This window comes from Bacillus atrophaeus (assembly GCF_039519175.1).
Taxonomy (GTDB): domain Bacteria; phylum Bacillota; class Bacilli; order Bacillales; family Bacillaceae; genus Bacillus; species Bacillus atrophaeus.
The window spans coordinates 1,406,299-1,429,401 of the sequence record NZ_CP154443.1; the positions used below are offsets into that span (position 1 = coordinate 1,406,299).

Annotated in this window: 28 protein-coding genes, 2 tRNA genes and 3 rRNA genes; 25 read left to right on the forward strand and 8 right to left on the reverse strand. The window is 43.3% G+C overall.

Annotated elements, in window-relative coordinates; genetic code table 11:
- Window positions 1-19: 19 nt before the first annotated feature.
- From rpsM to AAHT65_RS07370, 11 genes are all read left to right on the forward strand, one after another.
- Complete coding sequence (gene rpsM, locus AAHT65_RS07320) at window positions 20-385, forward strand: 30S ribosomal protein S13 (RefSeq protein ID WP_003328266.1); 366 nt, start codon at window positions 20-22, stop codon at window positions 383-385.
- A gap of 20 nt (window positions 386-405) precedes the next feature.
- Window positions 406-801, forward strand: coding sequence for a 30S ribosomal protein S11 (rpsK, locus tag AAHT65_RS07325; RefSeq protein WP_010787431.1), 396 nt, complete (start codon window positions 406-408; stop codon window positions 799-801).
- 176 nt (window positions 802-977) lie between these two features.
- Window positions 978-1,922, forward strand: coding sequence for a DNA-directed RNA polymerase subunit alpha (locus tag AAHT65_RS07330; RefSeq protein WP_003328264.1), 945 nt, complete (start codon window positions 978-980; stop codon window positions 1,920-1,922).
- A 76-nt stretch (window positions 1,923-1,998) separates the two neighbouring features.
- Window positions 1,999-2,361, forward strand: coding sequence for a 50S ribosomal protein L17 (rplQ, locus tag AAHT65_RS07335; protein ID WP_003328263.1), 363 nt, complete (start codon window positions 1,999-2,001; stop codon window positions 2,359-2,361).
- A 138-nt stretch (window positions 2,362-2,499) separates the two neighbouring features.
- A complete protein-coding gene (locus AAHT65_RS07340; RefSeq protein ID WP_010787432.1) occupies window positions 2,500-3,345 on the forward strand; it encodes an energy-coupling factor ABC transporter ATP-binding protein in 846 nt (281 codons plus the stop codon).
- Window positions 3,321-4,190: an energy-coupling factor ABC transporter ATP-binding protein gene (locus AAHT65_RS07345; protein ID WP_343311221.1), complete on the forward strand. Its 870-nt coding sequence runs from the start codon at window positions 3,321-3,323 to the stop codon at window positions 4,188-4,190. Before AAHT65_RS07340 ends, AAHT65_RS07345 begins: the two co-directional genes overlap by 25 nt.
- Window positions 4,187-4,984 (forward strand): energy-coupling factor transporter transmembrane component T family protein, encoded by a 798-nt coding sequence (locus AAHT65_RS07350; RefSeq protein ID WP_013390724.1) that lies wholly within the window; start codon window positions 4,187-4,189, stop codon window positions 4,982-4,984. Before AAHT65_RS07345 ends, AAHT65_RS07350 begins: the two co-directional genes overlap by 4 nt.
- A gap of 9 nt (window positions 4,985-4,993) precedes the next feature.
- A complete protein-coding gene (truA, locus tag AAHT65_RS07355) occupies window positions 4,994-5,737 on the forward strand; it encodes a tRNA pseudouridine(38-40) synthase TruA (RefSeq protein ID WP_003328258.1) in 744 nt (247 codons plus the stop codon).
- A gap of 159 nt (window positions 5,738-5,896) precedes the next feature.
- The gene (gene rplM, locus AAHT65_RS07360) at window positions 5,897-6,334 is read left to right on the forward strand and encodes a 50S ribosomal protein L13 (RefSeq protein ID WP_003328257.1); all 438 of its coding nucleotides are present in this window, start codon (window positions 5,897-5,899) and stop codon (window positions 6,332-6,334) included.
- A gap of 20 nt (window positions 6,335-6,354) precedes the next feature.
- Window positions 6,355-6,747: a 30S ribosomal protein S9 gene (gene rpsI / locus AAHT65_RS07365; RefSeq protein ID WP_003328256.1), complete on the forward strand. Its 393-nt coding sequence runs from the start codon at window positions 6,355-6,357 to the stop codon at window positions 6,745-6,747.
- Window positions 6,748-7,155: 408 nt separating this feature from the next.
- The gene (locus tag AAHT65_RS07370; RefSeq protein ID WP_343311222.1) at window positions 7,156-7,923 is read left to right on the forward strand and encodes a class I SAM-dependent methyltransferase; all 768 of its coding nucleotides are present in this window, start codon (window positions 7,156-7,158) and stop codon (window positions 7,921-7,923) included.
- 16 nt (window positions 7,924-7,939) lie between these two features.
- Here AAHT65_RS07370 and AAHT65_RS21600 read toward each other — a convergent pair whose 3' ends face one another.
- Window positions 7,940-8,125 carry a DinB family protein gene (locus AAHT65_RS21600; protein ID WP_425524846.1) on the reverse strand — a complete coding sequence of 62 codons (186 nt, stop codon included), beginning with the start codon at window positions 8,123-8,125 and terminating at the stop codon, window positions 7,940-7,942.
- 26 nt (window positions 8,126-8,151) lie between these two features.
- Window positions 8,152-8,304, reverse strand: a complete 153-nt coding sequence (locus tag AAHT65_RS21605) for a hypothetical protein (RefSeq protein WP_425524847.1) — start codon at window positions 8,302-8,304, stop codon at window positions 8,152-8,154.
- A gap of 204 nt (window positions 8,305-8,508) precedes the next feature.
- Here AAHT65_RS21605 and AAHT65_RS07375 point away from each other — a divergent pair, with 204 nt between their 5' ends.
- From AAHT65_RS07375 to AAHT65_RS07385, 3 genes are all read left to right on the forward strand, one after another.
- Window positions 8,509-8,952 carry a DUF2521 family protein gene (locus AAHT65_RS07375; RefSeq protein ID WP_010787438.1) on the forward strand — a complete coding sequence of 148 codons (444 nt, stop codon included), beginning with the start codon at window positions 8,509-8,511 and terminating at the stop codon, window positions 8,950-8,952.
- Between the two features lie 58 nt (window positions 8,953-9,010).
- Window positions 9,011-9,724, forward strand: a complete 714-nt coding sequence (gene cwlD, locus AAHT65_RS07380) for an N-acetylmuramoyl-L-alanine amidase CwlD (RefSeq protein ID WP_010787439.1) — start codon at window positions 9,011-9,013, stop codon at window positions 9,722-9,724.
- Between the two features lie 82 nt (window positions 9,725-9,806).
- A complete protein-coding gene (locus tag AAHT65_RS07385) occupies window positions 9,807-10,865 on the forward strand; it encodes an Mrp/NBP35 family ATP-binding protein (protein ID WP_343311223.1) in 1,059 nt (352 codons plus the stop codon).
- Between the two features lie 36 nt (window positions 10,866-10,901).
- On the opposite strand, the gene gerD is transcribed toward AAHT65_RS07385, so the two are convergent.
- A complete protein-coding gene (gene gerD / locus AAHT65_RS07390) occupies window positions 10,902-11,459 on the reverse strand; it encodes a spore germination lipoprotein GerD (RefSeq protein WP_003328251.1) in 558 nt (185 codons plus the stop codon).
- A gap of 107 nt (window positions 11,460-11,566) precedes the next feature.
- On the opposite strand from gerD, the gene kbaA reads away from it, so the two are divergent.
- On the forward strand, window positions 11,567-12,163 hold the full coding sequence (gene kbaA, locus AAHT65_RS07395) for a KinB-signaling pathway activation protein (protein ID WP_010787441.1): 597 nt from the start codon (window positions 11,567-11,569) through the stop codon (window positions 12,161-12,163).
- 2 nt (window positions 12,164-12,165) lie between these two features.
- Here kbaA and pdaB read toward each other — a convergent pair whose 3' ends face one another.
- The gene (pdaB, locus tag AAHT65_RS07400) at window positions 12,166-12,930 is read right to left on the reverse strand and encodes a polysaccharide deacetylase family sporulation protein PdaB (RefSeq protein WP_088116370.1); all 765 of its coding nucleotides are present in this window, start codon (window positions 12,928-12,930) and stop codon (window positions 12,166-12,168) included.
- A 355-nt stretch (window positions 12,931-13,285) separates the two neighbouring features.
- Between pdaB and AAHT65_RS07405 the strand changes: the two genes are divergently transcribed.
- From AAHT65_RS07405 to AAHT65_RS07425, 5 genes are all read left to right on the forward strand, one after another.
- A 16S ribosomal RNA gene (locus AAHT65_RS07405) occupies window positions 13,286-14,835 on the forward strand.
- A 181-nt stretch (window positions 14,836-15,016) separates the two neighbouring features.
- A 23S ribosomal RNA gene (locus AAHT65_RS07410) occupies window positions 15,017-17,944 on the forward strand.
- Window positions 17,945-17,999: 55 nt separating this feature from the next.
- A 5S ribosomal RNA gene (gene rrf / locus AAHT65_RS07415) occupies window positions 18,000-18,115 on the forward strand.
- The 16S, 23S and 5S rRNA genes sit together here with 2 tRNA genes alongside, the layout of an rRNA operon.
- Before the next feature lie 48 nt (window positions 18,116-18,163).
- Window positions 18,164-18,238, forward strand: a tRNA-Asn gene (locus tag AAHT65_RS07420).
- A 2-nt stretch (window positions 18,239-18,240) separates the two neighbouring features.
- Window positions 18,241-18,313: transfer RNA gene (locus AAHT65_RS07425), tRNA-Thr, on the forward strand.
- 106 nt (window positions 18,314-18,419) lie between these two features.
- On the opposite strand, the gene AAHT65_RS07430 is transcribed toward AAHT65_RS07425, so the two are convergent.
- The 4 genes from AAHT65_RS07430 to AAHT65_RS07445 all read right to left on the reverse strand — a co-directional run bounded on the left by AAHT65_RS07430 (window position 18,420) and on the right by AAHT65_RS07445 (window position 21,451).
- Window positions 18,420-19,604, reverse strand: coding sequence for a site-specific integrase (locus AAHT65_RS07430; RefSeq protein WP_343311224.1), 1,185 nt, complete (start codon window positions 19,602-19,604; stop codon window positions 18,420-18,422).
- A complete protein-coding gene (locus AAHT65_RS07435; protein WP_343311225.1) occupies window positions 19,591-20,124 on the reverse strand; it encodes an ImmA/IrrE family metallo-endopeptidase in 534 nt (177 codons plus the stop codon). The genes AAHT65_RS07430 and AAHT65_RS07435 overlap by 14 nt, the downstream gene beginning before the upstream one ends.
- A gap of 86 nt (window positions 20,125-20,210) precedes the next feature.
- Window positions 20,211-20,876 carry a hypothetical protein gene (locus AAHT65_RS07440; protein WP_343311226.1) on the reverse strand — a complete coding sequence of 222 codons (666 nt, stop codon included), beginning with the start codon at window positions 20,874-20,876 and terminating at the stop codon, window positions 20,211-20,213.
- A gap of 245 nt (window positions 20,877-21,121) precedes the next feature.
- Window positions 21,122-21,451: a helix-turn-helix domain-containing protein gene (locus AAHT65_RS07445; RefSeq protein WP_268397136.1), complete on the reverse strand. Its 330-nt coding sequence runs from the start codon at window positions 21,449-21,451 to the stop codon at window positions 21,122-21,124.
- Between the two features lie 160 nt (window positions 21,452-21,611).
- Here AAHT65_RS07445 and AAHT65_RS07450 point away from each other — a divergent pair, with 160 nt between their 5' ends.
- The 5 genes from AAHT65_RS07450 (at window position 21,612) to AAHT65_RS07470 (ending at window position 23,062) form a co-directional block, all read left to right on the forward strand.
- Window positions 21,612-21,845 (forward strand): helix-turn-helix domain-containing protein, encoded by a 234-nt coding sequence (locus tag AAHT65_RS07450; RefSeq protein WP_044430524.1) that lies wholly within the window; start codon window positions 21,612-21,614, stop codon window positions 21,843-21,845.
- A gap of 12 nt (window positions 21,846-21,857) precedes the next feature.
- The gene (locus AAHT65_RS07455; RefSeq protein WP_343311229.1) at window positions 21,858-22,049 is read left to right on the forward strand and encodes a helix-turn-helix domain-containing protein; all 192 of its coding nucleotides are present in this window, start codon (window positions 21,858-21,860) and stop codon (window positions 22,047-22,049) included.
- Window positions 22,050-22,113: 64 nt separating this feature from the next.
- The gene (locus AAHT65_RS07460; protein ID WP_343311230.1) at window positions 22,114-22,647 is read left to right on the forward strand and encodes a helix-turn-helix transcriptional regulator; all 534 of its coding nucleotides are present in this window, start codon (window positions 22,114-22,116) and stop codon (window positions 22,645-22,647) included.
- Window positions 22,637-22,897, forward strand: a complete 261-nt coding sequence (locus AAHT65_RS07465; protein ID WP_343311231.1) for a hypothetical protein — start codon at window positions 22,637-22,639, stop codon at window positions 22,895-22,897. The genes AAHT65_RS07460 and AAHT65_RS07465 overlap by 11 nt, the downstream gene beginning before the upstream one ends.
- Window positions 22,898-23,062 carry a hypothetical protein gene (locus AAHT65_RS07470; RefSeq protein WP_165882342.1) on the forward strand — a complete coding sequence of 55 codons (165 nt, stop codon included), beginning with the start codon at window positions 22,898-22,900 and terminating at the stop codon, window positions 23,060-23,062.
- Window positions 23,063-23,103 lie beyond the last annotated feature (41 nt).

The following is a 23,103-nucleotide window of genomic DNA, read 5'->3' on the forward strand; positions in this document are numbered from 1 at the left end:
ATAAGGAGGTGCCCAGAGAATGGCTCGTATTGCTGGTGTAGATATCCCACGTGACAAACGTGTTGTTATTTCATTAACATATGTCTTCGGAATTGGCCGCACAACGGCTCAACAAGTCTTGAAAGAGGCTGGTGTTTCAGAAGATACTCGTGTACGTGATTTGACTGAAGATGAACTTGGTAAAATCCGTGATGTTATTGACAAACTTAAAGTAGAAGGTGACCTTCGCCGTGAAGTTTCTCTTAACATCAAGCGTCTGATCGAAATCGGAAGCTACCGCGGAATTCGCCATCGCAGAGGATTGCCTGTTCGCGGACAAAACTCTAAAAACAACGCGCGTACTCGTAAAGGTCCGCGTCGTACTGTAGCTAACAAGAAAAAATAAGTAAGGGAGGTACCTAAACAATGGCTGCTGCTCGTAAAACAAACACGCGTAAACGTCGCGTGAAAAAGAATATTGAGTCTGGAATCGCTCATATTCGTTCAACTTTCAATAACACGATCGTTACGATCACTGATACTCATGGTAATGCTATTTCTTGGTCAAGTGCCGGAGCTCTAGGTTTCAGAGGATCTCGTAAATCTACTCCTTTTGCTGCGCAAATGGCTGCTGAAACAGCTGCTAAAGGATCAATCGAACACGGACTTAAAACTCTAGAAGTTACTGTTAAAGGACCTGGTTCTGGTCGTGAAGCTGCTATCCGTGCACTTCAAGCTGCCGGACTGGAAGTCACTGCTATCAGAGACGTAACTCCTGTTCCTCATAACGGATGCCGTCCACCAAAACGTCGCCGCGTGTAATTTGTTTGTATAGATTTTGTGTCCCTGTCAATAATGGGTTATGATACAGTTATTTATGAAACGAATGCACCGACTCGTTGCCTGAGCACATACGGGACTAAACAATGGGGAATTTCGGATGGAATCTCATATGATTCTATTCGAGGTTTCGACGTTTTGAAGGAGGGTTTTAAGTAATGATCGAGATTGAAAAACCAAAAATCGAAACGGTTGAAATCAGCGACGATGCCAAATTTGGTAAGTTTGTCGTAGAGCCACTTGAGCGTGGATATGGTACTACTCTGGGTAACTCCTTACGTCGTATCCTCTTATCCTCACTCCCTGGTGCCGCTGTAACATCGATCCAGATAGATGGTGTACTACACGAATTCTCGACAATTGAAGGCGTTGTGGAAGATGTAACAACAATTATCTTACACATTAAAAAGCTTGCATTGAAAATCTACTCTGATGAAGAGAAGACGCTTGAAATTGATGTACAGGGTGAAGGTACTGTAACAGCAGCTGATATTACACACGATAGTGATATTGAGATCTTGAATCCTGATCTTCATATTGCAACTCTTGGTGAGAATGCGAGTTTCCGAGTTCGCCTTACCGCTCAAAGAGGACGTGGGTATACACCTGCTGATTCAAACAAAAGAGACGATCAGCCAATCGGCGTGATTCCGATCGATTCAATCTTTACGCCAGTTTCTCGTTTATCTTATCAGGTAGAGAACACTCGTGTAGGCCAGGTTGCAAACTATGATAAACTTACACTTGATGTTTGGACTGATGGAAGCACTGGACCTAAAGAAGCGATTGCGCTTGGTTCAAAGATTTTAACTGAACACCTTAATATATTCGTTGGGTTAACTGACGAAGCTCAGCATGCTGAAATCATGGTTGAAAAAGAAGAGGATCAAAAAGAGAAAGTTCTTGAAATGACGATTGAAGAATTGGATCTTTCTGTGCGTTCTTACAACTGTTTAAAGCGTGCGGGTATTAACACGGTTCAAGAGCTTGCGAACAAGACGGAAGAAGATATGATGAAAGTTCGTAATCTAGGTCGCAAATCACTTGAAGAAGTGAAAGCAAAACTAGAAGAACTCGGACTCGGCCTTCGCAAAGACGATTGACTAGTTTCGATGTGAACTAGGATTTTCGTGTGTTTTTTATTTCAGAACAGCATTCCAATAAAGGAGGGGACATCACATGTCATACAGAAAACTAGGACGTACGAGTGCACAGCGTAAAGCTATGCTTCGTGATCTTACAACTGATTTGATCATCAACGAAAGAATCGAAACAACTGAAACTCGTGCGAAAGAACTTCGCTCAGTAGTTGAAAAAATGATCACGCTAGGCAAGCGCGGTGACCTTCATGCTCGCCGTCAAGCTGCTGCTTACATCCGCAACGAGGTTGCCAATGAAGAAAATAACCAAGATGCACTTCAAAAATTATTCTCTGACGTTGCAACTCGTTACGAGGAGCGCCAAGGTGGATACACACGTATTATGAAGCTTGGTCCTCGCCGTGGTGACGGAGCACCAATGGCAATTATCGAATTGGTTTAATCACATATCTTTGTGTATCTAAAGAAGGGCGGGACAGTTTCTAACTGGATCTATGCCCTTTTTTTAGATACAAAAGCTTTTTGTACAAGAAGATGAAGAGAAAAGCAGAGTTTTAGTTGAGAGGAGGCCAGGCTGTCCATGAATGAAAAACACTTGATATCAGTAAATGACATTACTTTTCGGTATCGAAAAGATGCAGAAAGACCGGCACTTGACGGTGTATCCCTGCAAGTGTATGAGGGCGAATGGCTTGCAATAGTTGGTCACAATGGTTCTGGGAAGTCAACGCTGGCCAGAGCATTAAACGGCTTAATTATGCCTGAGACAGGTGAGATTGAGGTAGGCGGCATACCACTGACTGAGGAATCAGTTTGGGATGTTCGAAAAAAGATTGGAATGGTCTTTCAAAATCCGGATAACCAATTTGTCGGAACGACGGTTCGCGATGATGTGGCTTTTGGTTTAGAAAACAATGGTGTACCGCGGGAAGAAATGATAGAGAGAGTAGATTGGGCGACAAAACAAGTCAACATGTTTGATTTTCTCGATCAAGAGCCGCACCATCTCTCCGGAGGCCAAAAGCAAAGAGTTGCGATTGCGGGAGTTCTCGCCGCACGTCCTGATATTATTATTTTAGATGAAGCAACCTCTATGTTAGATCCGATTGGCAGAGAAGAAGTGCTTGAAACGGTAAGACATTTAAAAGAGCAAGGCATGGCCACAGTTATATCCATTACCCATGATTTGAATGAGGCCGCTAAAGCTGACAGAATCATTGTGATGAATGGCGGCAGGAAGTATGCTGAGGGACCGCCTGAAGAGGTTTTTCGATTAAATGAGGATCTTGTTCAAATCGGCCTTGATCTGCCCTTCTCATTCCAGCTCAGCCTACTGTTGAAAGAAAGCGGAGTGGCTCTGGAAGGAAACCATCTGACTCAGGAAGGGCTGGTGAAAGAGCTATGGACATTACGATCAAAGATGTAGAGCATCGCTATCAGGTGAAAACGCCGTTCGAACGGCTTGCCTTATATGATATCAATGCTTTGATTAAGGAAGGAAGCTACGTGGCAGTAATAGGGCACACAGGTTCCGGCAAATCAACTCTTCTTCAGCATTTGAATGGACTGCTGAAGCCGACAAAGGGACAGATATCGCTGGGGGATACTGTGCTTCAAGCCGGTAAAAAAAATAAACAGCTTAAAGCCCTTCGGAAAAAAGTCGGAATCGTTTTCCAATTTCCGGAGCATCAGCTATTTGAAGAAACAGTTTTGAAAGATATTTCTTTTGGTCCAATGAACTTCGGCGTGAGAAAAGAAGATGCTGAACAGAAAGCCAGAGAAATGTTAAAACTCGTCGGGCTGTCTGAGGAACTTCTTGATCGATCACCCTTTGAATTAAGCGGCGGACAGATGCGCCGAGTCGCAATAGCCGGCGTTCTTGCCATGGAGCCGGAAGTGCTTGTCCTGGATGAACCGACAGCCGGACTCGATCCAAGAGGGCGTCAAGACATTATGGGCATGTTCTATGAGCTTCATACCAGAGGTAATTTGACGACCATACTTGTCACCCACAGTATGGAGGACGCTGCTGCGTACGCCGATGAAATGATTGTGATGCACCAAGGGACAATTAAAGCAACGGGAACTCCCCGGGATTTGTTTGCAAAGGGTGAAGAAATGGCCGATTTGGGTCTTGATCTCCCTGAAACGATTAAATTTCAAAGGCAGCTGGAGACGGCACTCGGCGTCAAATTTGAAAAGCCTATGCTGACAATCGAAGACGCTGCAGCCGAAATCCGCGCTCTCTTTCAGGAGGAGAAAACCTTATGATGGATAGCATGATTATCGGCAAGTATGTACCCGGTTCTTCACTTGTTCACCGTTTGGATCCAAGAACAAAGCTGATTACCATCTTTATGTTTGTTTGTATTGTTTTTTTTGCTAATAATGCCCTGACGTATGCTTTGCTTGGTGTGTTTACATTTGGTGTTGTCTCCTTAACGAGAGTCCCGTTTCACTTTTTGCTGAAGGGTTTAAAGCCGATTATATGGATTGTGCTGTTTACCTTTCTGCTTCATATTTTAATGACGCGTGAGGGACCGGTCCTCATAGATCTGGGACTCATCAAAATTTATCAAGGCGGACTTGTTCAGGGGATTTTTATTTCTCTCAGATTTGTGTACCTCATCTTAATAACCACACTTCTGACTTTGACCACAACGCCGATTGAAATAACAGACGGAATGGAACAGCTGCTTCACCCTTTTAAAAAGCTCAAGCTTCCCGTCCACGAGCTTGCACTCATGATGTCGATTTCTTTACGTTTTATACCGACTTTGATGGAAGAGACGGATAAGATTATGAAGGCTCAGATGGCAAGAGGGGTGGACTTCACAAGCGGTCCTTTAAAAGACAGAGTAAAGGCAATTGTTCCATTGCTTGTTCCGCTGTTTGTCAGTGCGTTTAAACGGGCGGAGGAGCTTGCTGTCGCCATGGAAGCGAGAGGCTATCAAGGCGGAGAAGGACGTACGAAATACAGAAAGCTTGTATGGACGGGGAAGGATACAGCAGTAATTCTTACTCTTGTACTTTTGGCTGTTCTGTTACTTTTCTTAAGGTCGTAGAGGTGCCGTATGAAAATGAAATGCACGATTTCTTATGATGGACATTTGTTTAACGGATATCAGGTACAGCCGGGAAAAAGGACGGTTCAGGCTGAGCTTGAGAAAGCCTTGGCCATTCTCCATAAGTCTGAAGACAAGGTTCCGGTGATTTCTTCCGGAAGAACGGATAGCGGGGTTCATGCGGCCGGACAGGTCATTCATTTTGATACCCCGTTATCTATTCCGGCAGAGAGGTGGCCGTATGCATTAAATGCATTGCTTCCGGGAGATATCGCCGTAAAAACGGCAGAACATGCGGATGATGGGTTCCATGCGCGATTTAGCGCGATCAAAAAAGAGTACCGCTACTTTGTGTACACGGAAAAACACCCGGACGTATTTAAACGGCATTACGCTTACCATTTTTCATATCGTCTCAATGTGCAGAAAATGAGAGAAGCATCAGAGCACCTTATAGGCACTCATGATTTTACGAGCTTTTGCTCCGCTAATACAGAAGTGCGGGATAAAGTCAGGACTATTTATGAACTGGACTGGACCGACACGGATGACGGTTTGCAAATGCGGATTGTAGGGAGCGGTTTTCTATACAATATGGTCAGAATTATCGCGGGCACGCTGTTAGATGTCGGTACTGGAAAATTTTCCGCAGACGATGTGAAAGGCATGCTTGATGCGAAAGACCGAGAAGCTGCGGGGCGTACAGCACCCGGGCATGGACTATATTTATGGCACGTTTACTATGACAACTAAACCAGGTGTAACATTTTCTTGACAGAGTCTGCATAAAGTTATAAGATATCATATGGTATGTATTTCAACCCCACGATAAGCCCCGGAACTTATTGTGTTGTGAAATAGAACGTAACAGAAGTTTATTGAAAATGACAGATTATTTAGGAGGGAAATTCAATGCGTACAACACCTATGGCTAATGCAAGTACAATTGAACGTAAATGGCTTGTTGTTGATGCTGCTGGCAAGACTCTAGGACGTCTTTCTACAGAAGTTGCATCTATCCTTCGCGGAAAACACAAACCAACTTACACACCACACGTTGACACTGGAGATCATGTGATCATCATCAACGCTGAACAAATCGAGTTAACTGGTAAAAAGTTAACTGACAAGATCTACTACCGTCACACTCAGCATCCAGGCGGTTTGAAATCTAGAACTGCTCTTGAGATGCGTACAAACTACCCTGAGAAAATGCTTGAGCTTGCGATCAAAGGCATGCTTCCAAAAGGTTCTCTAGGTCGTCAAATGTTCAAGAAATTGAACGTATACCGTGGTTCTGAGCATCCACACCAAGCACAACAACCTGAAGTTTACGAACTTCGCGGTTAATTAAAAGGGAGGTTACCAATTTGGCACAGGTTCAATATTACGGTACTGGCCGTCGTAAAAGCTCTGTAGCGCGCGTGCGTTTAGTTCCAGGAGAAGGCCGTATCGTCGTTAATAATCGTGAAATCAACGAATACATTCCATTTGAAGCGTTAATCGAAGATATTAAACAACCTTTAACTCTGACTGAAACAGCTGGAAGCTATGATGTTTTAGTAAGTGTTACAGGAGGCGGTTTCGCTGGACAATCTGGCGCAATCCGTCACGGTATCGCTCGTGCTTTGCTTGAAGCAGATCCTGAATACCGTTTAACTCTTAAACGCGCTGGACTTCTTACTCGTGACTCAAGAATGAAAGAGCGTAAGAAATACGGACTTAAAGGCGCACGTCGTGCACCTCAGTTCTCAAAACGTTAATTTCATCTTGTCAAAAGACTCTCACCCTTTATGGGCTGGGGGTCTTTTTTTTGTCTGAACATAACTCCGCTGAACTTGGGGGGGACAACCATATGGTTTCCCAAGTAATAATGTGTCATTCACTGTATCAGTAATCTGTATATCCCTTCTTTCTTTTACAGGAGGAGCTGGTGAAACTGATTACCTCCTCACTAAAGTTTCAGCGGGAGTTCTGGCAAGTACGGCTAAATTTGCTATCTCAGACTTATTTGAGTAACCAAAGCACTGCGATTTATATAAAGAGTAAGAAACCCTAAAACTCAATTGTTGCAAATTTTTGAATTTTTTTCTATTTTCAAAGAGGGATAGCGATGAAAATCTAGAAATATTTGATATACTCTAAACGACTATGACTAAGGAGCACGATTCATGAACTCGCTAGTAACACACAACAGTAAGGCATGGGATAATAAAGTAGAATCAGGCAATGAATGGACTGTTGCTGTAGAAAAAAGGACCATTGAAAAAGCCAAAAACGGGGAGTGGGATATAAGGTTAACGCCGACTAAGGATGTCCCAAAGGAATGGTTCCCGTCTGTAAAGGGCCTAAAAGTGCTTTGTTTAGCTGCGGGCGGAGGCCAGCAAGGCCCAATTTTAGCTGCGGCGGGGGCAGACGTCACCATCTTAGACAATTCAGAAAAACAGCTTCAGCAGGATCAATATGTGGCTGAACGTGACGGCCTTACATTACATACTGTAAAAGGAAGCATGAATGATCTTGGGCGCTTTAAGGATGAATCGTTTGATTTCATTGTACATCCCGTCTCAAATGTTTTTATTGATAATGTGCTGCCGGTATGGAAAGAGGCGCATAGGGTACTGAAAAAAAACGGCACATTGATTTCCGGCTTTGTCAATCCGGTGGTGTTTCTCTTTGATATTGAGTTAGAAAAGCAAGGCATTTTAAAAGTGAAGCACTCCATCCCTTACTCCGATCCAGCAGATCTTCCAAAGCAAAAAGTAAAAGAACTTATCCAAAACAATGAAGCACTTGAGTTTGGACATTCATTAGAAGACCAAATCAAGGGACAGATTGATGCTGGATTTATGATTTCCGGCTTTTATGAAGATAAAGGCGGATTTGTATTGGACGAGTATATTAATACATACTCAGTGACAAGAAGCATTAAAGTGTGAAACCAACAGCATCCTCTTATTGGATGCTGTTTTCTGAGGAAGCAGTTATATCGTTCTGTTGAAAAAGTTTGCTGCCACAGGAGGGATTCCGGCAAACAGACAGCAGTTTCCCGATGTGATGGATTTCATGAGTCATGACGTGTCTTAGAATGTCGGCTTTACTAAATTGTTTAGCCACCAGCTTACTGTAACCTGAATACACTCCATCCTCTTCCCCGCAGCTGTTGATTACCTCAACTGATAATCCACTGAAAGCTGTTTGATTGCTGATGCTTTTAAAGATACATAATCGGAGTGGAAAACTTTTTCCCCTAATATTTCATATATCCAGCTTATTTCTCCGTCGATTACGTGGAATCGTGTCTTTAGTATGCTCCCCATACCGCCCGTTCTGCTCTTTAGTAATTCTTCTTCGCTTATTTGCTCGCACCAAGAGCAAATAGTTTACTCATTAAAAACTCACCTCTGTTATTAAATTCGCTCGTTTTTTTACAGACACCTTCTTTTGGCGGAATTTCCATCTGAATGCGGGCATGGTTTTCCCAGCCCAGCTTCAAAATAAATGTTAAAAGGAGGGTGCGTTGTATGGCAGAGGTTTTATCATTTATAGAAGTAAAACGTCAGAAAGATTTTGAACTTGAAAAAAATTTACTCAAAGAACTCTCGCTTAGGGAGATCATTCAGTCTGTAAAAGCTTGTCTCACCCCGTTATTTCCATTTCTGCATGACGAAAGGGATATCATCAGTGAAGGCTGTATAGATTTTGCTATAGAAGCTTACCTATTGGGAGGGCGCTTTGGTATTTTCGGTTATTACGGTGAATCCATGCAAAGCATAAATGCCCGCTCTGAAAGGGAAGAGGAAGAATTGCGGTTGGAGTTTTTTGATTATCTATATAATTGGACACACGAGCAATACTCCACTTTTGATAAAAAAATGGTTTATGAAGCCTCACGTCAGTTTATTAAAGACTGGTGGACGGAGGGCTTTACCCAAAGAGAAAAACAATGTAAGCTTCGCATGCGGTAATCATAATTCCCGACCCTGTCCCATATTTATTAATAACGGACAAGCGGGAGGGAAAGGGATGAGGAAAAAGCTTAAATGGCTCAGTTTTTTGCTAGGCTTTATCATATTACTGTTTTTATTTAAATATCAATTCAACAATAATGATTCCTGGAAGCCATGGAGTCTGCCTTTGAGCGGGAAGATCATTTACCTGGATCCGGGGCATGGCGGACCGGATGGAGGAGCTGTTGGCGGAGAGCTTTTAGAGAAGGATATTACACTTGAGGTTGCTGACAGGGTAAGGGATTATCTGCAAGAGCAAGGCGCCCTCGTCATTATGACCAGAGAAAGTGATACTGATTTGGCTCCTGAGGGTATGAAAGGCTATAGCAGACGAAAAGCTGAAGATTTAAGAAAACGTGTGACACTGATTAATAAATCAGAGGCGGAACTCTATATCAGCATCCATCTCAATGCAATCCCGTCCCAAAAATGGAGCGGGGCACAAAGCTTTTATTATGGAAAATACAAAGAAAATGAAAAAGTAGCGAAATACATTCAAGACGAATTAAGAACAAATCTTGAAAATACAACCCGAAAAGCAAAGAGGATTCACGGGATATACTTAATGCAAAATGTCACAAAACCTGGAGCGCTTATAGAAGTCGGCTTTCTATCCAATCCCGGGGAAGCGAAACAGCTGGGGAAACCAAAATATCAAGATAAGGTCGCATCTTCTATATATAAAGGCATATTAAGGTATTACACTGAAAAAGGAGACCCTCCGGAATAAGGAGGGTTTTCTCATGCGGTCCTTACTGTTTATGTATGATATAATAACGTTTGTAAACGAATACACAAAAGGGTGAGGTTCGATGATAAGAGAAGATGAAGTAAGAAAGATAGTTGGGGAAATGCGCGAACCTTTTCTTCAAAGACCTCTGGGAGAATTGGATGCAGTAAAAGAAGTGAAAATAAAGCCTGAAAAGCAGCATGTCAGCGTGAAAGTTGCTCTTGCTAAAACGGGTACTGCTGAACAAATGCAGATCCAGCAAGAAATTGTAAATGTGCTAAAAGGTGCAGGAGCTGAAACTGTCGGACTCCGTTTCGAAGAACTGCCTGAAGAAACAGTAGCGAAGTTCAGAGCGCCCTCTGCGAAGAACGAAACGCTGTTAAATAGGGATCAGCCGCCGGTATTTCTTGCGGTAGCAAGCGGGAAAGGCGGAGTAGGCAAATCAACAGTATCTGTAAATCTGGCTATTTCTCTTGCGCGGCTTGGAAAAAAAGTCGGTTTGATTGATGCTGATATTTACGGATTCAGTGTCCCGGATATGATGGGTATCACAGTACGGCCAACCGTAGAAGGAGAAAAATTACTTCCTGTCGAAAGGTTTGGAGTAAAGGTCATGTCTATGGGCTTCTTTGTAGAAGAAAATGCTCCGGTTGTATGGAGAGGACCTATGCTGGGCAAAATGCTCAACAACTTTTTCAATGAGGTCGAGTGGGGAGAAGTGGACTATATCGTTCTTGATCTTCCGCCTGGTACTGGAGATGTGGCACTTGATGTTCATACCATGCTTCCGAGCTGTAAAGAAATTATCGTATCCACACCGCATCCGACTGCTGCGTTTGTAGCCGCACGGGCCGGATCTATGGCCATAAAAACCGATCATGAGGTCGTAGGTGTTATTGAGAATATGGCTTATTATGAAAGTGCAAAAACTGGTGAAAAAGAGTATGTCTTTGGAAAAGGCGGAGGAGATAAGCTTGCAGAAGAGCTGAAAGTGCCGCTGCTTGGCAGAATTCCTTTGAAACAGCCTGATTGGAATAAAGACCAGTTCGCGCCATCTGTTTATGATAGAAGCCACCCTATCGGTGAAATTTATTATGAGATTGCAAAAGAAGTTGCTGAGAAAGCTTCTGTTAATGCATAAAGGGGAACCGGGATGATTGTAATCCCGGTTGCCGTCTTATTCTTTTTCTTTAGCGGAACTGCTGGCTGCTTTTTTTAATTCATCCTCGAATTGTTTCTTGTATAAAGGACTTGAAAGGGTTTCAGTGATTACTTCCTCTAAGTAACTGCGGAATTCTTGGCTCTTAGCAAGCTCGCTGTATTTCTTATTCATTTCAGGATCCTGCATAATCTGCATCAGCATTTTTTGATAATCAGGATCTTTCATCAGTTTTTTAATGACTTTCTCATGTTCAGATTGAAGGGTTTTAGCAAAGCTCTCGGAAAACTCGGTGTCTTCAAAGATGTTCTTCCAGAAATCTGCGCCCTTTTTAGATGTCAGTGTTTTCTCAATCGTTGACTTAATCGCATCCTGATCAATCACCAACGCTTCATTCATCGCATCATCGTTTAATAATTCCTTAATCGCTTTTTTTCCATCATCCGTCTTTAATATATCGACAACCATTTTTTTAGTCTGGTCATAATCCATATCCGCTGCTTGGTCTTTTGGAGCGCAAGCTGTTACAGATAATAATAAAAAACAGCTTATCAATAGCGTTTTGGCTTTTGACATGCTTAAGCTCCTTTCACATACTTGTCTTACTTTTAATATGAAGAATCCGTCTGAAAATATACATAACAAAATATCGCTATTTGCGATTTTTAGGGGTTGGATAAGAAATGAAAAGCCGTGGACTTGTTCGTTTTTTCTTTTCTATATTGGCAGTAGGTGCACTTATCACGAGTATCGTTGGTTTTGCATTAAAATGGGGAGAATACAAAGAATTGTTTATAAACCTGGAGATAGGTGAGATCTTCTCTGTATTATTGTGGTTTGTAGGGGTGGGCATGATATTCAGCGTAATCAGTCAGATGGGCTTTTTTGTGTTTTTAACTGTTCATCGTTTTGCACTGGAAATCCTAAGATCCTCATCGTTATGGAATTGGCTCCAATTGTTTTTAATCTTATTTGTAGCGTTTGATTTAATGTATGTTCGGTTTTTATTTTTTGGAGGCAGCGGAGAGTCCATCATAGGCTATGCCTGGCTGCCGTTGTTTTTGCTGGTGTTTGGATTGCTTGCGGCATACATGAAGCAAAAGCAGTCCTCAAAAAAAACATTTATATCATCTCTGTTCTTAATGGTTGTCATCACTGCTTTAGAATGGTTTCCGGCTCTAAGAGTAAATGAAGAGGACTGGCTTTATTTAATGCTCTTTCCTTTAATGGGCTGTAATGCTTTTCAATTGCTGATGCTGCCTAAGTTTGCGGAGAAATAAACTCATTTGATTTCTGAAGATTTAGCTTCGGTATTTGCAATGAGATCCCCGACGGAGACATTTTTTAATCCTTTTTCTTTTAAACGGTTTATAATTTCCGGTAAAGCTTCTTCAGTCTGTTTTGCGGAATCTGAGGCGTGTAAAAGGACGATGTCTCCGCCCGCAAGCTGGCTGCTTACATTATCAATAACTTTTTGAACGCCCGGATTTGTCCAGTCGTGTGAGTTAATACTATAGTGAACGACAGTATAATCATACTGGTTCGCAATCTTCAATACATCTTTGTTGAATTGTCCGGTAGGCGGTCTTAATAGATGCACATCTTTAATGCCTAATTTTTCAAATGCGTTCTGAGCCCGGACAATATCCTTCTTAATATCGCTGTTCTCCAGATTTGCGTAGTTTTTATAAGCATAACCCATGCTCCCTATTTGGTGGCCGTCCTTTACGATGCGTGCAACTGTGTCAGGATGACGCTCAGCCCAAGAGGCAGATAAAAAAAACGTCGCGTTTTTAATTCCGTTGGCTTTCAGGGTGTCGAGAATAGGTAAGGCTCTTTCGTCTCCCCAGCTGATATCGAAGGTGAGAGAAACAGAATCAGACTTTGTTTCTCCTTTATAAATTGCTTTTGGACCGCTGTCAGTCGAAAATACAGGAAGGGGAACTGCTTTTTGTATATAAAAGAAACCGGCTGTGGCAAAAGCTGCGATGATGATAATGATTATTTGTTTTACACGTTTTATATGCCACACATAAAAATGATTCACCAGATGACGCCTCCTTATCTTGTCCATAATCCTTGCTTAATCGTATGAAACAAGCCGGACAAATATAACAATCAAAAAGACTTTGAAAAAAAACGAAATTAACTGTTGACCTTTTTAAAGAAACCATGGTATATTATTATTCGTCGCTGATGAACAGCAGACAAAACATAAAAGCTTCAAAATAACTTTTAAAAAAGTTGTTGACATAAAAGAAGCTGAATGGTATAGTAATAAAGCTGCTTCAAACGAAGCGGACAAGATGATCTTTGAAAACTAAACAAGACAAAACGTACCTGTTAATTCAAAGTTTTAACATAAAAATCGCACAGCGATGTGCGTAGTCAGTCAAACTACTTTATCGGAGAGTTTGATCCTGGCTCAGGACGAACGCTGGCGGCGTGCCTAATACATGCAAGTCGAGCGGACAGATGGGAGCTTGCTCCCTGATGTTAGCGGCGGACGGGTGAGTAACACGTGGGTAACCTGCCTGTAAGACTGGGATAACTCCGGGAAACCGGGGCTAATACCGGATGCTTGTTTGAACCGCATGGTTCAAACATAAAAGGTGGCTTCGGCTACCACTTACAGATGGACCCGCGGCGCATTAGCTAGTTGGTGAGGTAATGGCTCACCAAGGCAACGATGCGTAGCCGACCTGAGAGGGTGATCGGCCACACTGGGACTGAGACACGGCCCAGACTCCTACGGGAGGCAGCAGTAGGGAATCTTCCGCAATGGACGAAAGTCTGACGGAGCAACGCCGCGTGAGTGATGAAGGTTTTCGGATCGTAAAGCTCTGTTGTTAGGGAAGAACAAGTGCCGTTCAAATAGGGCGGCACCTTGACGGTACCTAACCAGAAAGCCACGGCTAACTACGTGCCAGCAGCCGCGGTAATACGTAGGTGGCAAGCGTTGTCCGGAATTATTGGGCGTAAAGGGCTCGCAGGCGGTTTCTTAAGTCTGATGTGAAAGCCCCCGGCTCAACCGGGGAGGGTCATTGGAAACTGGGGAACTTGAGTGCAGAAGAGGAGAGTGGAATTCCACGTGTAGCGGTGAAATGCGTAGAGATGTGGAGGAACACCAGTGGCGAAGGCGACTCTCTGGTCTGTAACTGACGCTGAGGAGCGAAAGCGTGGGGAGCGAACAGGATTAGATACCCTGGTAGTCCACGCCGTAAACGATGAGTGCTAAGTGTTAGGGGGTTTCCGCCCCTTAGTGCTGCAGCTAACGCATTAAGCACTCCGCCTGGGGAGTACGGTCGCAAGACTGAAACTCAAAGGAATTGACGGGGGCCCGCACAAGCGGTGGAGCATGTGGTTTAATTCGAAGCAACGCGAAGAACCTTACCAGGTCTTGACATCCTCTGACGCCCCTAGAGATAGGGCTTCCCCTTCGGGGGCAGAGTGACAGGTGGTGCATGGTTGTCGTCAGCTCGTGTCGTGAGATGTTGGGTTAAGTCCCGCAACGAGCGCAACCCTTGATCTTAGTTGCCAGCATTCAGTTGGGCACTCTAAGGTGACTGCCGGTGACAAACCGGAGGAAGGTGGGGATGACGTCAAATCATCATGCCCCTTATGACCTGGGCTACACACGTGCTACAATGGACAGAACAAAGGGCAGCGAGACCGCGAGGTTAAGCCAATCCCACAAATCTGTTCTCAGTTCGGATCGCAGTCTGCAACTCGACTGCGTGAAGCTGGAATCGCTAGTAATCGCGGATCAGCATGCCGCGGTGAATACGTTCCCGGGCCTTGTACACACCGCCCGTCACACCACGAGAGTTTGTAACACCCGAAGTCGGTGAGGTAACCTTTATGGAGCCAGCCGCCGAAGGTGGGACAGATGATTGGGGTGAAGTCGTAACAAGGTAGCCGTATCGGAAGGTGCGGCTGGATCACCTCCTTTCTAAGGATATTTAACGGAATATAAGACCTTGGGTCTTATAAACAGTACGTTCCCTGTCTTGTTTAGTTTTGAAGGATCATTCGATTCTTCGAGATGTTGTTCTTTGAAAACTAGATAACGATAAGTAAGACATCACATTCAAAAGTAAGACCAAGAATAACTGTAGTGATTCTTTTTTAACGGTTAAGTTAGAAAGGGCGCACGGTGGATGCCTTGGCACTAGGAGCCGATGAAGGACGGGACGAACACCGATATGCTTCGGGGAGCTGTAAGCAAGCTTTGATCCGGAGATTTCCGAATGGGGAAACCCACCACTCGTAATGGAGTGGTATCCATATCTGAATACATAGGATATGAGAAGGCAGACCCGGGGAACTGAAACATCTAAGTACCCGGAGGAAGAGAAAGCAAATGCGATTCCCTGAGTAGCGGCGAGCGAAACGGGATCAGCCCAAACCAAGAGGCTTGCCTCTTGGGGTTGTAGGACACTCTATACGGAGTTACAAAGGAACGAGGTAGATGAAGAGGTCTGGAAAGGCCCGCCATAGCAGGTAACAGCCCTGTAGTCAAAACTTCGTTCTCTCCAGAGTGGATCCTGAGTACGGCGGAACACGTGAAATTCCGTCGGAATCCGGGAGGACCATCTCCCAAGGCTAAATACTCCCTAGTGACCGATAGTGAACCAGTACCGTGAGGGAAAGGTGAAAAGCACCCCGGAAGGGGAGTGAAACAGATCCTGAAACCGTGTGCCTACAAGTAGTCAGAGCCCGTTAACGGGTGATGGCGTGCCTTTTGTAGAATGAACCGGCGAGTTACGATCCCGTGCAAGGTTAAGCAGAAGATGCGGAGCCGCAGCGAAAGCGAGTCTGAATAGGGCGCATGAGTACGTGGTCGTAGACCCGAAACCAGGTGATCTACCCATGTCCAGGGTGAAGTTCAGGTAACACTGAATGGAGGCCCGAACCCACGCACGTTGAAAAGTGCGGGGATGAGGTGTGGGTAGGGGTGAAATGCCAATCGAACCTGGAGATAGCTGGTTCTCTCCGAAATAGCTTTAGGGCTAGCCTTAAGGTAAGAGTCTTGGAGGTAGAGCACTGATTGGACTAGGGGCCCCTACCGGGTTACCGAATTCAGTCAAACTCCGAATGCCAATGACTTATCCTTAGGAGTCAGACTGCGAGTGATAAGATCCGTAGTCGAAAGGGAAACAGCCCAGACCGCCAGCTAAGGTCCCAAAGTATACGTTAAGTGGAAAAGGATGTGGAGTTGCTTAGACAACCAGGATGTTGGCTTAGAAGCAGCCACCATTTAAAGAGTGCGTAATAGCTCACTGGTCGAGTGACTCTGCGCCGAAAATGTACCGGGGCTAAACGTATCACCGAAGCTGCGGACTGTTCTTCGAACAGTGGTAGGAGAGCGTTCTAAGGGCTGTGAAGCCAGACCGGAAGGACTGGTGGAGCGCTTAGAAGTGAGAATGCCGGTATGAGTAGCGAAAGAGGGGTGAGAATCCCCTCCACCGAATGCCTAAGGTTTCCTGAGGAAGGCTCGTCCGCTCAGGGTAAGTCGGGACCTAAGCCGAGGCCGAAAGGCGTAGGCGATGGACAACAGGTTGATATTCCTGTACCACCTCCTCACCATTTGAGCAATGGGGGGACGCAGGAGGATAGGGTAAGCGCGGTATTGGATATCCGCGTCCAAGCAGTTAGGCTGGGAAATAGGCAAATCCGTTTCCCATAAGGCTGAGCTGTGATGGCGAGCGAATTATAGTAGCGAAGTTCCTGATTCCACACTGCCAAGAAAAGCCTCTAGCGAGGTGAGAGGTGCCCGTACCGCAAACCGACACAGGTAGGCGAGGAGAGAATCCTAAGGTGATCGAGAGAACTCTCGTTAAGGAACTCGGCAAAATGACCCCGTAACTTCGGGAGAAGGGGTGCTCTGTTAGGGTGCAAGCCCGAGAGAGCCGCAGTGAATAGGCCCAGGCGACTGTTTAGCAAAAACACAGGTCTCTGCGAAGCCGTAAGGCGAAGTATAGGGGCTGACGCCTGCCCGGTGCTGGAAGGTTAAGAGGAGCGCTTAGCGTAAGCGAAGGTGCGAATTGAAGCCCCAGTAAACGGCGGCCGTAACTATAACGGTCCTAAGGTAGCGAAATTCCTTGTCGGGTAAGTTCCGACCCGCACGAAAGGCGCAACGATCTGGGCACTGTCTCAACGAGAGACTCGGTGAAATTATAGTACCTGTGAAGATGCAGGTTACCCGCGACAGGACGGAAAGACCCCGTGGAGCTTTACTGCAGCCTGATATTGAATGTTGGTACAGCTTGTACAGGATAGGTAGGAGCCTTGGAAACCGGAGCGCCAGCTTCGGTGGAGGCATCGGTGGGATACTACCCTGGCTGTATTGACCTTCTAACCCGCCGCCCTTATCGGGCGGGGAGACAGTGTCAGGTGGGCAGTTTGACTGGGGCGGTCGCCTCCTAAAGAGTAACGGAGGCGCCCAAAGGTTCCCTCAGAATGGTTGGAAATCATTCGCAGAGTGTAAAGGCACAAGGGAGCTTGACTGCGAGACCTACAAGTCGAGCAGGGACGAAAGTCGGGCTTAGTGATCCGGTGGTTCCGCATGGAAGGGCCATCGCTCAACGGATAAAAGCTACCCCGGGGATAACAGGCTTATCTCCCCCAAGAGTCCACATCGACGGGGAGGTTTGGCACCTCGATGTCGGCTCATCGCATCCTGGGGCTGTAGTCGGTCCCAAGGGTTGGGCTGTTCGCCCATTAAAGCGGTACGCGAGCTGGGTTCAGAACGTCGTGAGACAGTTCGGTCCCTATCCGTCGCGGGCGCAGGAAATTTGAGAGGAGCTGTCCTTAGTACGAGAGGACCGGGATGGACGCACCGCTGGTGTACCAGTTGTTCTGCCAAGGGCATCGCTGGGTAGCTATGTGCGGACGGGATAAGTGCTGAAAGCATCTAAGCATGAAGCCCCCCTCAAGATGAGATTTCCCATTCCGCAAGGAAGTAAGATCCCTGAAAGATGATCAGGTTGATAGGTCTGAGGTGGAAGTGTGGCGACACATGGAGCTGACAGATACTAATCGATCGAGGACTTAACCACACTTTTGAATTAGTGCTTACGCGTTATCTAGTTTTGAGAGAACACTCTCAAATTGTTTGGTGGCGATAGCGAAGAGGTCACACCCGTTCCCATACCGAACACGGTAGTTAAGCTCTTCAGCGCCGATGGTAGTCGGGGGCTTCCCCCTGTGAGAGTAGGACGCCGCCAAGCAGTTTTTGTTTTATTTTCTACCATGTTTGTATATGAAGCCTATATCATTCCGCAGTAGCTCAGTGGTAGAGCTATCGGCTGTTAACCGATCGGTCGTAGGTTCGAGTCCTACCTGCGGAGCCATTGCTTCCATAGCTCAGCAGGTAGAGCACTTCCATGGTAAGGAAGAGGTCAGCGGTTCGAGCCCGCTTGGAAGCTTATCTGAATACGTTGACATGACGCAGTTTTCCGCATTGGTGGGACTGTTATTTTTTTTGTCTAAAATAATTGGGTGTCATACGGGTGGCAAATTAGAGAGATATCTCTAAAATGTCCCCGTTTTTAATATATTATTGATTGCATCAGCAACTAATATATCTGATTCACGGTTAGCATGAGTGTAAATATTCAATGTGGTTTGAACGTTCGCGTGGCCAAGCCTTTGGGAAATTGCTTTAATGTTCAATCCAGGTACTTTCCCAATTTGATTTATTAACATTGTCGCGTGTGAGTGTCTCATATCATGGAGACGCCCAGGCTTGATATTGTGCCTCTTAGTGAATCTCTGCCACCAAGTATTGGGGGAGGTTGGATACTGAGGCTGCCCCATATCCCCACCAAATAATAAAAGCTTGTCTGTTCCTCTCCACAATTCACCCAACAGTAATTTGTTCTTCTTGATCTCTCGTAACAAAATAGCTGCTTCCTGCATTACATTAGGTGGCATCGTTATTTTACGGAAAGAGTTACTTTTAGGGTCTTTAAACCGGTAGCCTTTCTTCTTTGTATATTGCAAAGACTCATCAATTCTGACTTCATTCGTATCAAAAAATAAGTCTGTTTCATCGATCGCCAATAGCTCACCCCTACGAAGACCACCTGTAAATGCAAATTTAATCATAACTCTGTTCCTCAATGGAGCGTGTTCATCAAGTAACATAAAGATTTCCTTTATTTCTTCTTCAGTATAAATTTCATATTCATTGTATTTTTGTTTTGGACGCTTTACATTTTCAGTAGGGTTTTCGTCTATGATTTTCCACTCAGCTGCTCGTCCTAAAATATCTCTGATAATCCGATACCTTGCATGAATGCTTGAGGTGGAAACTTCATTCTCTCGTTGATATTCTTCCAGAAAATTTAGTATGTGTATTGGTTTGATCTCGTCTAAGTACATATCTCCAAAGTAGGGCTTTATTTCTTTCCCCATAATATATTCATAAGTCTCAAGAGTTTTATCATCGAGATGTCCGTAGGCGTATTTTTTCTCCCAGTCCTCTATAAACATGTTGAATGTTCTCTCGTGAGGTGTGATATAAGCGCCGGCTTCAACTTCTGTTTTGAACTTATACCATTCACTCTCCAGGTAATTACGCAGCTTCTTAGTGGTTTTTAATAAAGCCGGATCATCTATTCTAATTGTTTTAACCTTTCTTTTCCGCTTACTCTTTGTACCAATATCAACAACTAAACGGAATGATTTTTCGCCTCTTTTTTCAATTGTTGGCATATAAGATTTTCTCCCTTTCTTGATTTTTTTGAATCATAAATGATTGGTATTTAAAGCTGAATAGCTTACGGAGGTGCATATCCAATCTTTTTTCCGCAAAAGGATGAGTAACCTGAAAAAGATCAGATATGAGGCTTATAGATTCCCGCTTGGTTGCCGCTAATTTGATGTTTTTCAGCATAAAGCTTGGTACAGCAAAGTGATACATAAATGCATTTGCTTGATTCTCCTGTAATTCTCTAAAAAGTGGGGGTAATTTGTATTGAACACCTACATGATTTATGTGATGGCATAGTTCATGGGAAAAGTCTTCCCATTGCTTCTTTTTGGATATTCGTGAATCAAGTATAATGCAAGCCATGCCCAACAACTTTACTGCTGCTGAAGATCGATTCTTATAATGAACTATTATTTTTAACCTATCAGCGATTAGCTCTAAGTTCCATGTACTCGGATCTGTAATTCCAATACCGGTGTATATTGTCTTGATTCGATCTTCAAGAAGTGATAATTGATACAAGATAAAGCCTCCTACTAACGTAACACAAACTTATGTTCGGTTTTGCGGTGTAAAGAAAAGCCCCCTAAAGAGCTTAAATACTATATTTAGTTTATATCTAATTTAATAGTCTTTTCTTTTGTTATAGTTTTATATGATTCGCTATCATAAGTGTGTCCCAGAACAAGAGTCAAAGAATTTATCTCTTCTGGATCCCCGTCATATATAACTCCTATTGTGTACTCATCTTTAGCGTTCCCGTAGATATCATGTGGCCCATTCTCCATAAGGTTATTTTTATCTACTTCTATTTGTTCCTTTGTGTTTGGGATGACCGTAGTAATACCTTTCCATTTTACAAGTGCATCTCCTGTATTTTCAGCTGTAACAGTTATTTGAATATAACTTAACGGTTCATCAAGCTGTTTGGCGACTTTCAGTTCATACATCTGGAGAGTATCGCTAGGAATATTTGTGCGAGTTAACACTTTTATATCGTCTATTGTCACTTTAAGAGGTGAAATATCGATATGTTTATCTGGATTCTTTATTTTATTTAATTCAACAATCTCCCCGGTATCTTCTTTGTACTTTTGACCGGGTTCAGTTAAAGAACGGTTGTTTCCTGTTTGATATGTATCTTCCTGATTTTCGCTTGCTGTGTCCGCTTTATTGTTTGCCTCATTTGACGAATCAGAAGAGCTGCAAGCAGTTAAGTATAAACTCATCATAAATAATAAAAGTAATACGAGTCTTTTTTTGAAAAGCTGCAAGTAATTGTCCCCCTCAATATGAATACACTTTTTGATGAATTAATTTTTCTTTATCTTTCATTTAACTTAATGAATGTTAAACAGTTTGTTTTACAGTGTGCACCCTTAATAAACCCTTGATATATCTATGTTTTTAGGGGGTGCAAAAAGTTTTATTTAACACTTAGACTTCGTTTTATTAAACAAATGTTTAACGAATGTTTTACCAGAAGAAGAATTAAAGAATTAAGAATAAAGAATAGCTGCTACTGTTCATCGAACCCTTTTTTCAAAAGATAATCCAAAAGTTCTTTTGCTTGTTCTTTAGTGATTTTTCCATCACGACCAGCAATTAATGTTTCGGGATCATTTAAAAGTTCATCTATTTGAGAGTCGTTAGAAGTTCCCTTTAACAGATAGTCTGTAGTGACATCCAAGACTTCAGCTAACTTAATTATTTCTGAATCAGTAATAGGTCGAGTGCCTTTTTCTATACGGTTCATAACAGCATAATTTAGGTCTACACGGCGGGCTAATTCCCTTTGGGACCAACCTTTTCTTTCTCTTAATAAAACTATCCGATCACCTATATTCATTGTTTTCACCACTTTCTAAGTAAGACAAATAATAACATGTTTCCGTTATGGAAACAAAAAAAGTTTCTAAATCGTAAACGAAACTTATTGACATTTCTGTTTTAGAACTGTATTATGTGGTTACAAAGTTTCTGAAACAGAAACGAAAGGAGTGAAAGATATGCAGAAACTCGATTTAGTTTTTATCAAGAATAGAAGAATCGAATTAAAAATTTCTCAGCGAGATATGGCAATAAAGCTAGGTTTTAAAACTGGTTCAAGTTATTTAAAGTACGAGCAGGGTGTTTATGCATTTAAAGCAGAGCAATTGCCAACCTTAGCGCAACATTTAAAATGCAAAATCACAGATTTTTTTGCTGAAAATGTTTCTGATTTAGAAACAAACAGTGCTTAGGAGGATTTCATTATGAGCAACAAACCATTAAACCCTCAGGAAGCTGCTAGTGTACTGAGGGTTCATAAAGAAACCATTTATTCCATGGTTAGAAATAAGGAAATTCCGCATTTCAGAATTGGAAAGAAAATATTTTTCCGACCAGAGACCCTAAATGCTTGGATAAGCCAATTAGAACAGAGCAGTGTTGATGATTCTGCTTAATATCTTTTATCTAAAGTTTACCAATTCGCAGTTAAAAATTTGGTAGAAAAAGGAGAGGTTTAAAGTGAAATTTGGTAGAGCACCGAAAGCACTAAAAAGCGCTCGTAAAGAGGCTGAACTTACACAACAGCAGTTGTCTATGGACGATGAATTATTTCTTTCACGTGAATCTGTATCTCATCAGGAATGCGGCCGCCATAAAGTTCAGCCGGAGGTGGCCCAGTATTTTGCTGAGAAACATAATGATCCGCGGCCTGCCCTTGAAGCTGCTTCTGATTATACAGGCTGGGGACCTTTAATCTTGGATGGGGAAACAGCTGATTTGCACAGGGTGAATCTTCTTGTTCAATCCAAGATACAAATGACAGAAGCCATGGACGCCCTACAAAATTCAGTCGAACATATTTCAGTCAATCCCAAAACATTGTCAGATACAAATATGATTGAGAAATCGATTCAGGAATGTTTAGACGTCATAACAGCTTTAACTCAACTAATCGTTGTTCTCTGTAAGGAATACTCGATTTCATGGGTGAAGATGTGGGGCAAGCATAAAATGAAGCTTTTAACGAGGGGGTTAATCAAAGGTGCTTCTTGAGGACATGGTTTTAAAAAAACATTGCGATTCAGCAAGGCGGGAACAAATTTTTATTGAGGAATACTCAAAGTTCTTGATCAAAGCTGTTGCCAACGGAGATATGAAAAAGGCGAATGAAACGGTTAACGAACTTCGTAAATCTGTAAAACAACTAGATCACTACATAAAATCCAAGCGAGACTTCAATCGCATTGTTGAAGTTATTCCGTCAAAAGATTTTTTTGAAAAAAAGTTAGAGGGGATGATTTAAATGTCATTTGTATTTTCTGCAAGCCGTTTGATGAAAGCTTCCGAGGTTGTGAAACATTGTCGAGAAGTAAAGAGAAATCCAGCTCTTATCCTTATGGCAAATACCCAAGCAAAAGAAGCTATAGAGAAAATAAAAAAGCAGCAAGCTCCTACACTCACTGCTTAAGCAAATAAAACGTTACGGAAGTATTATAGCGCTCTTTTATG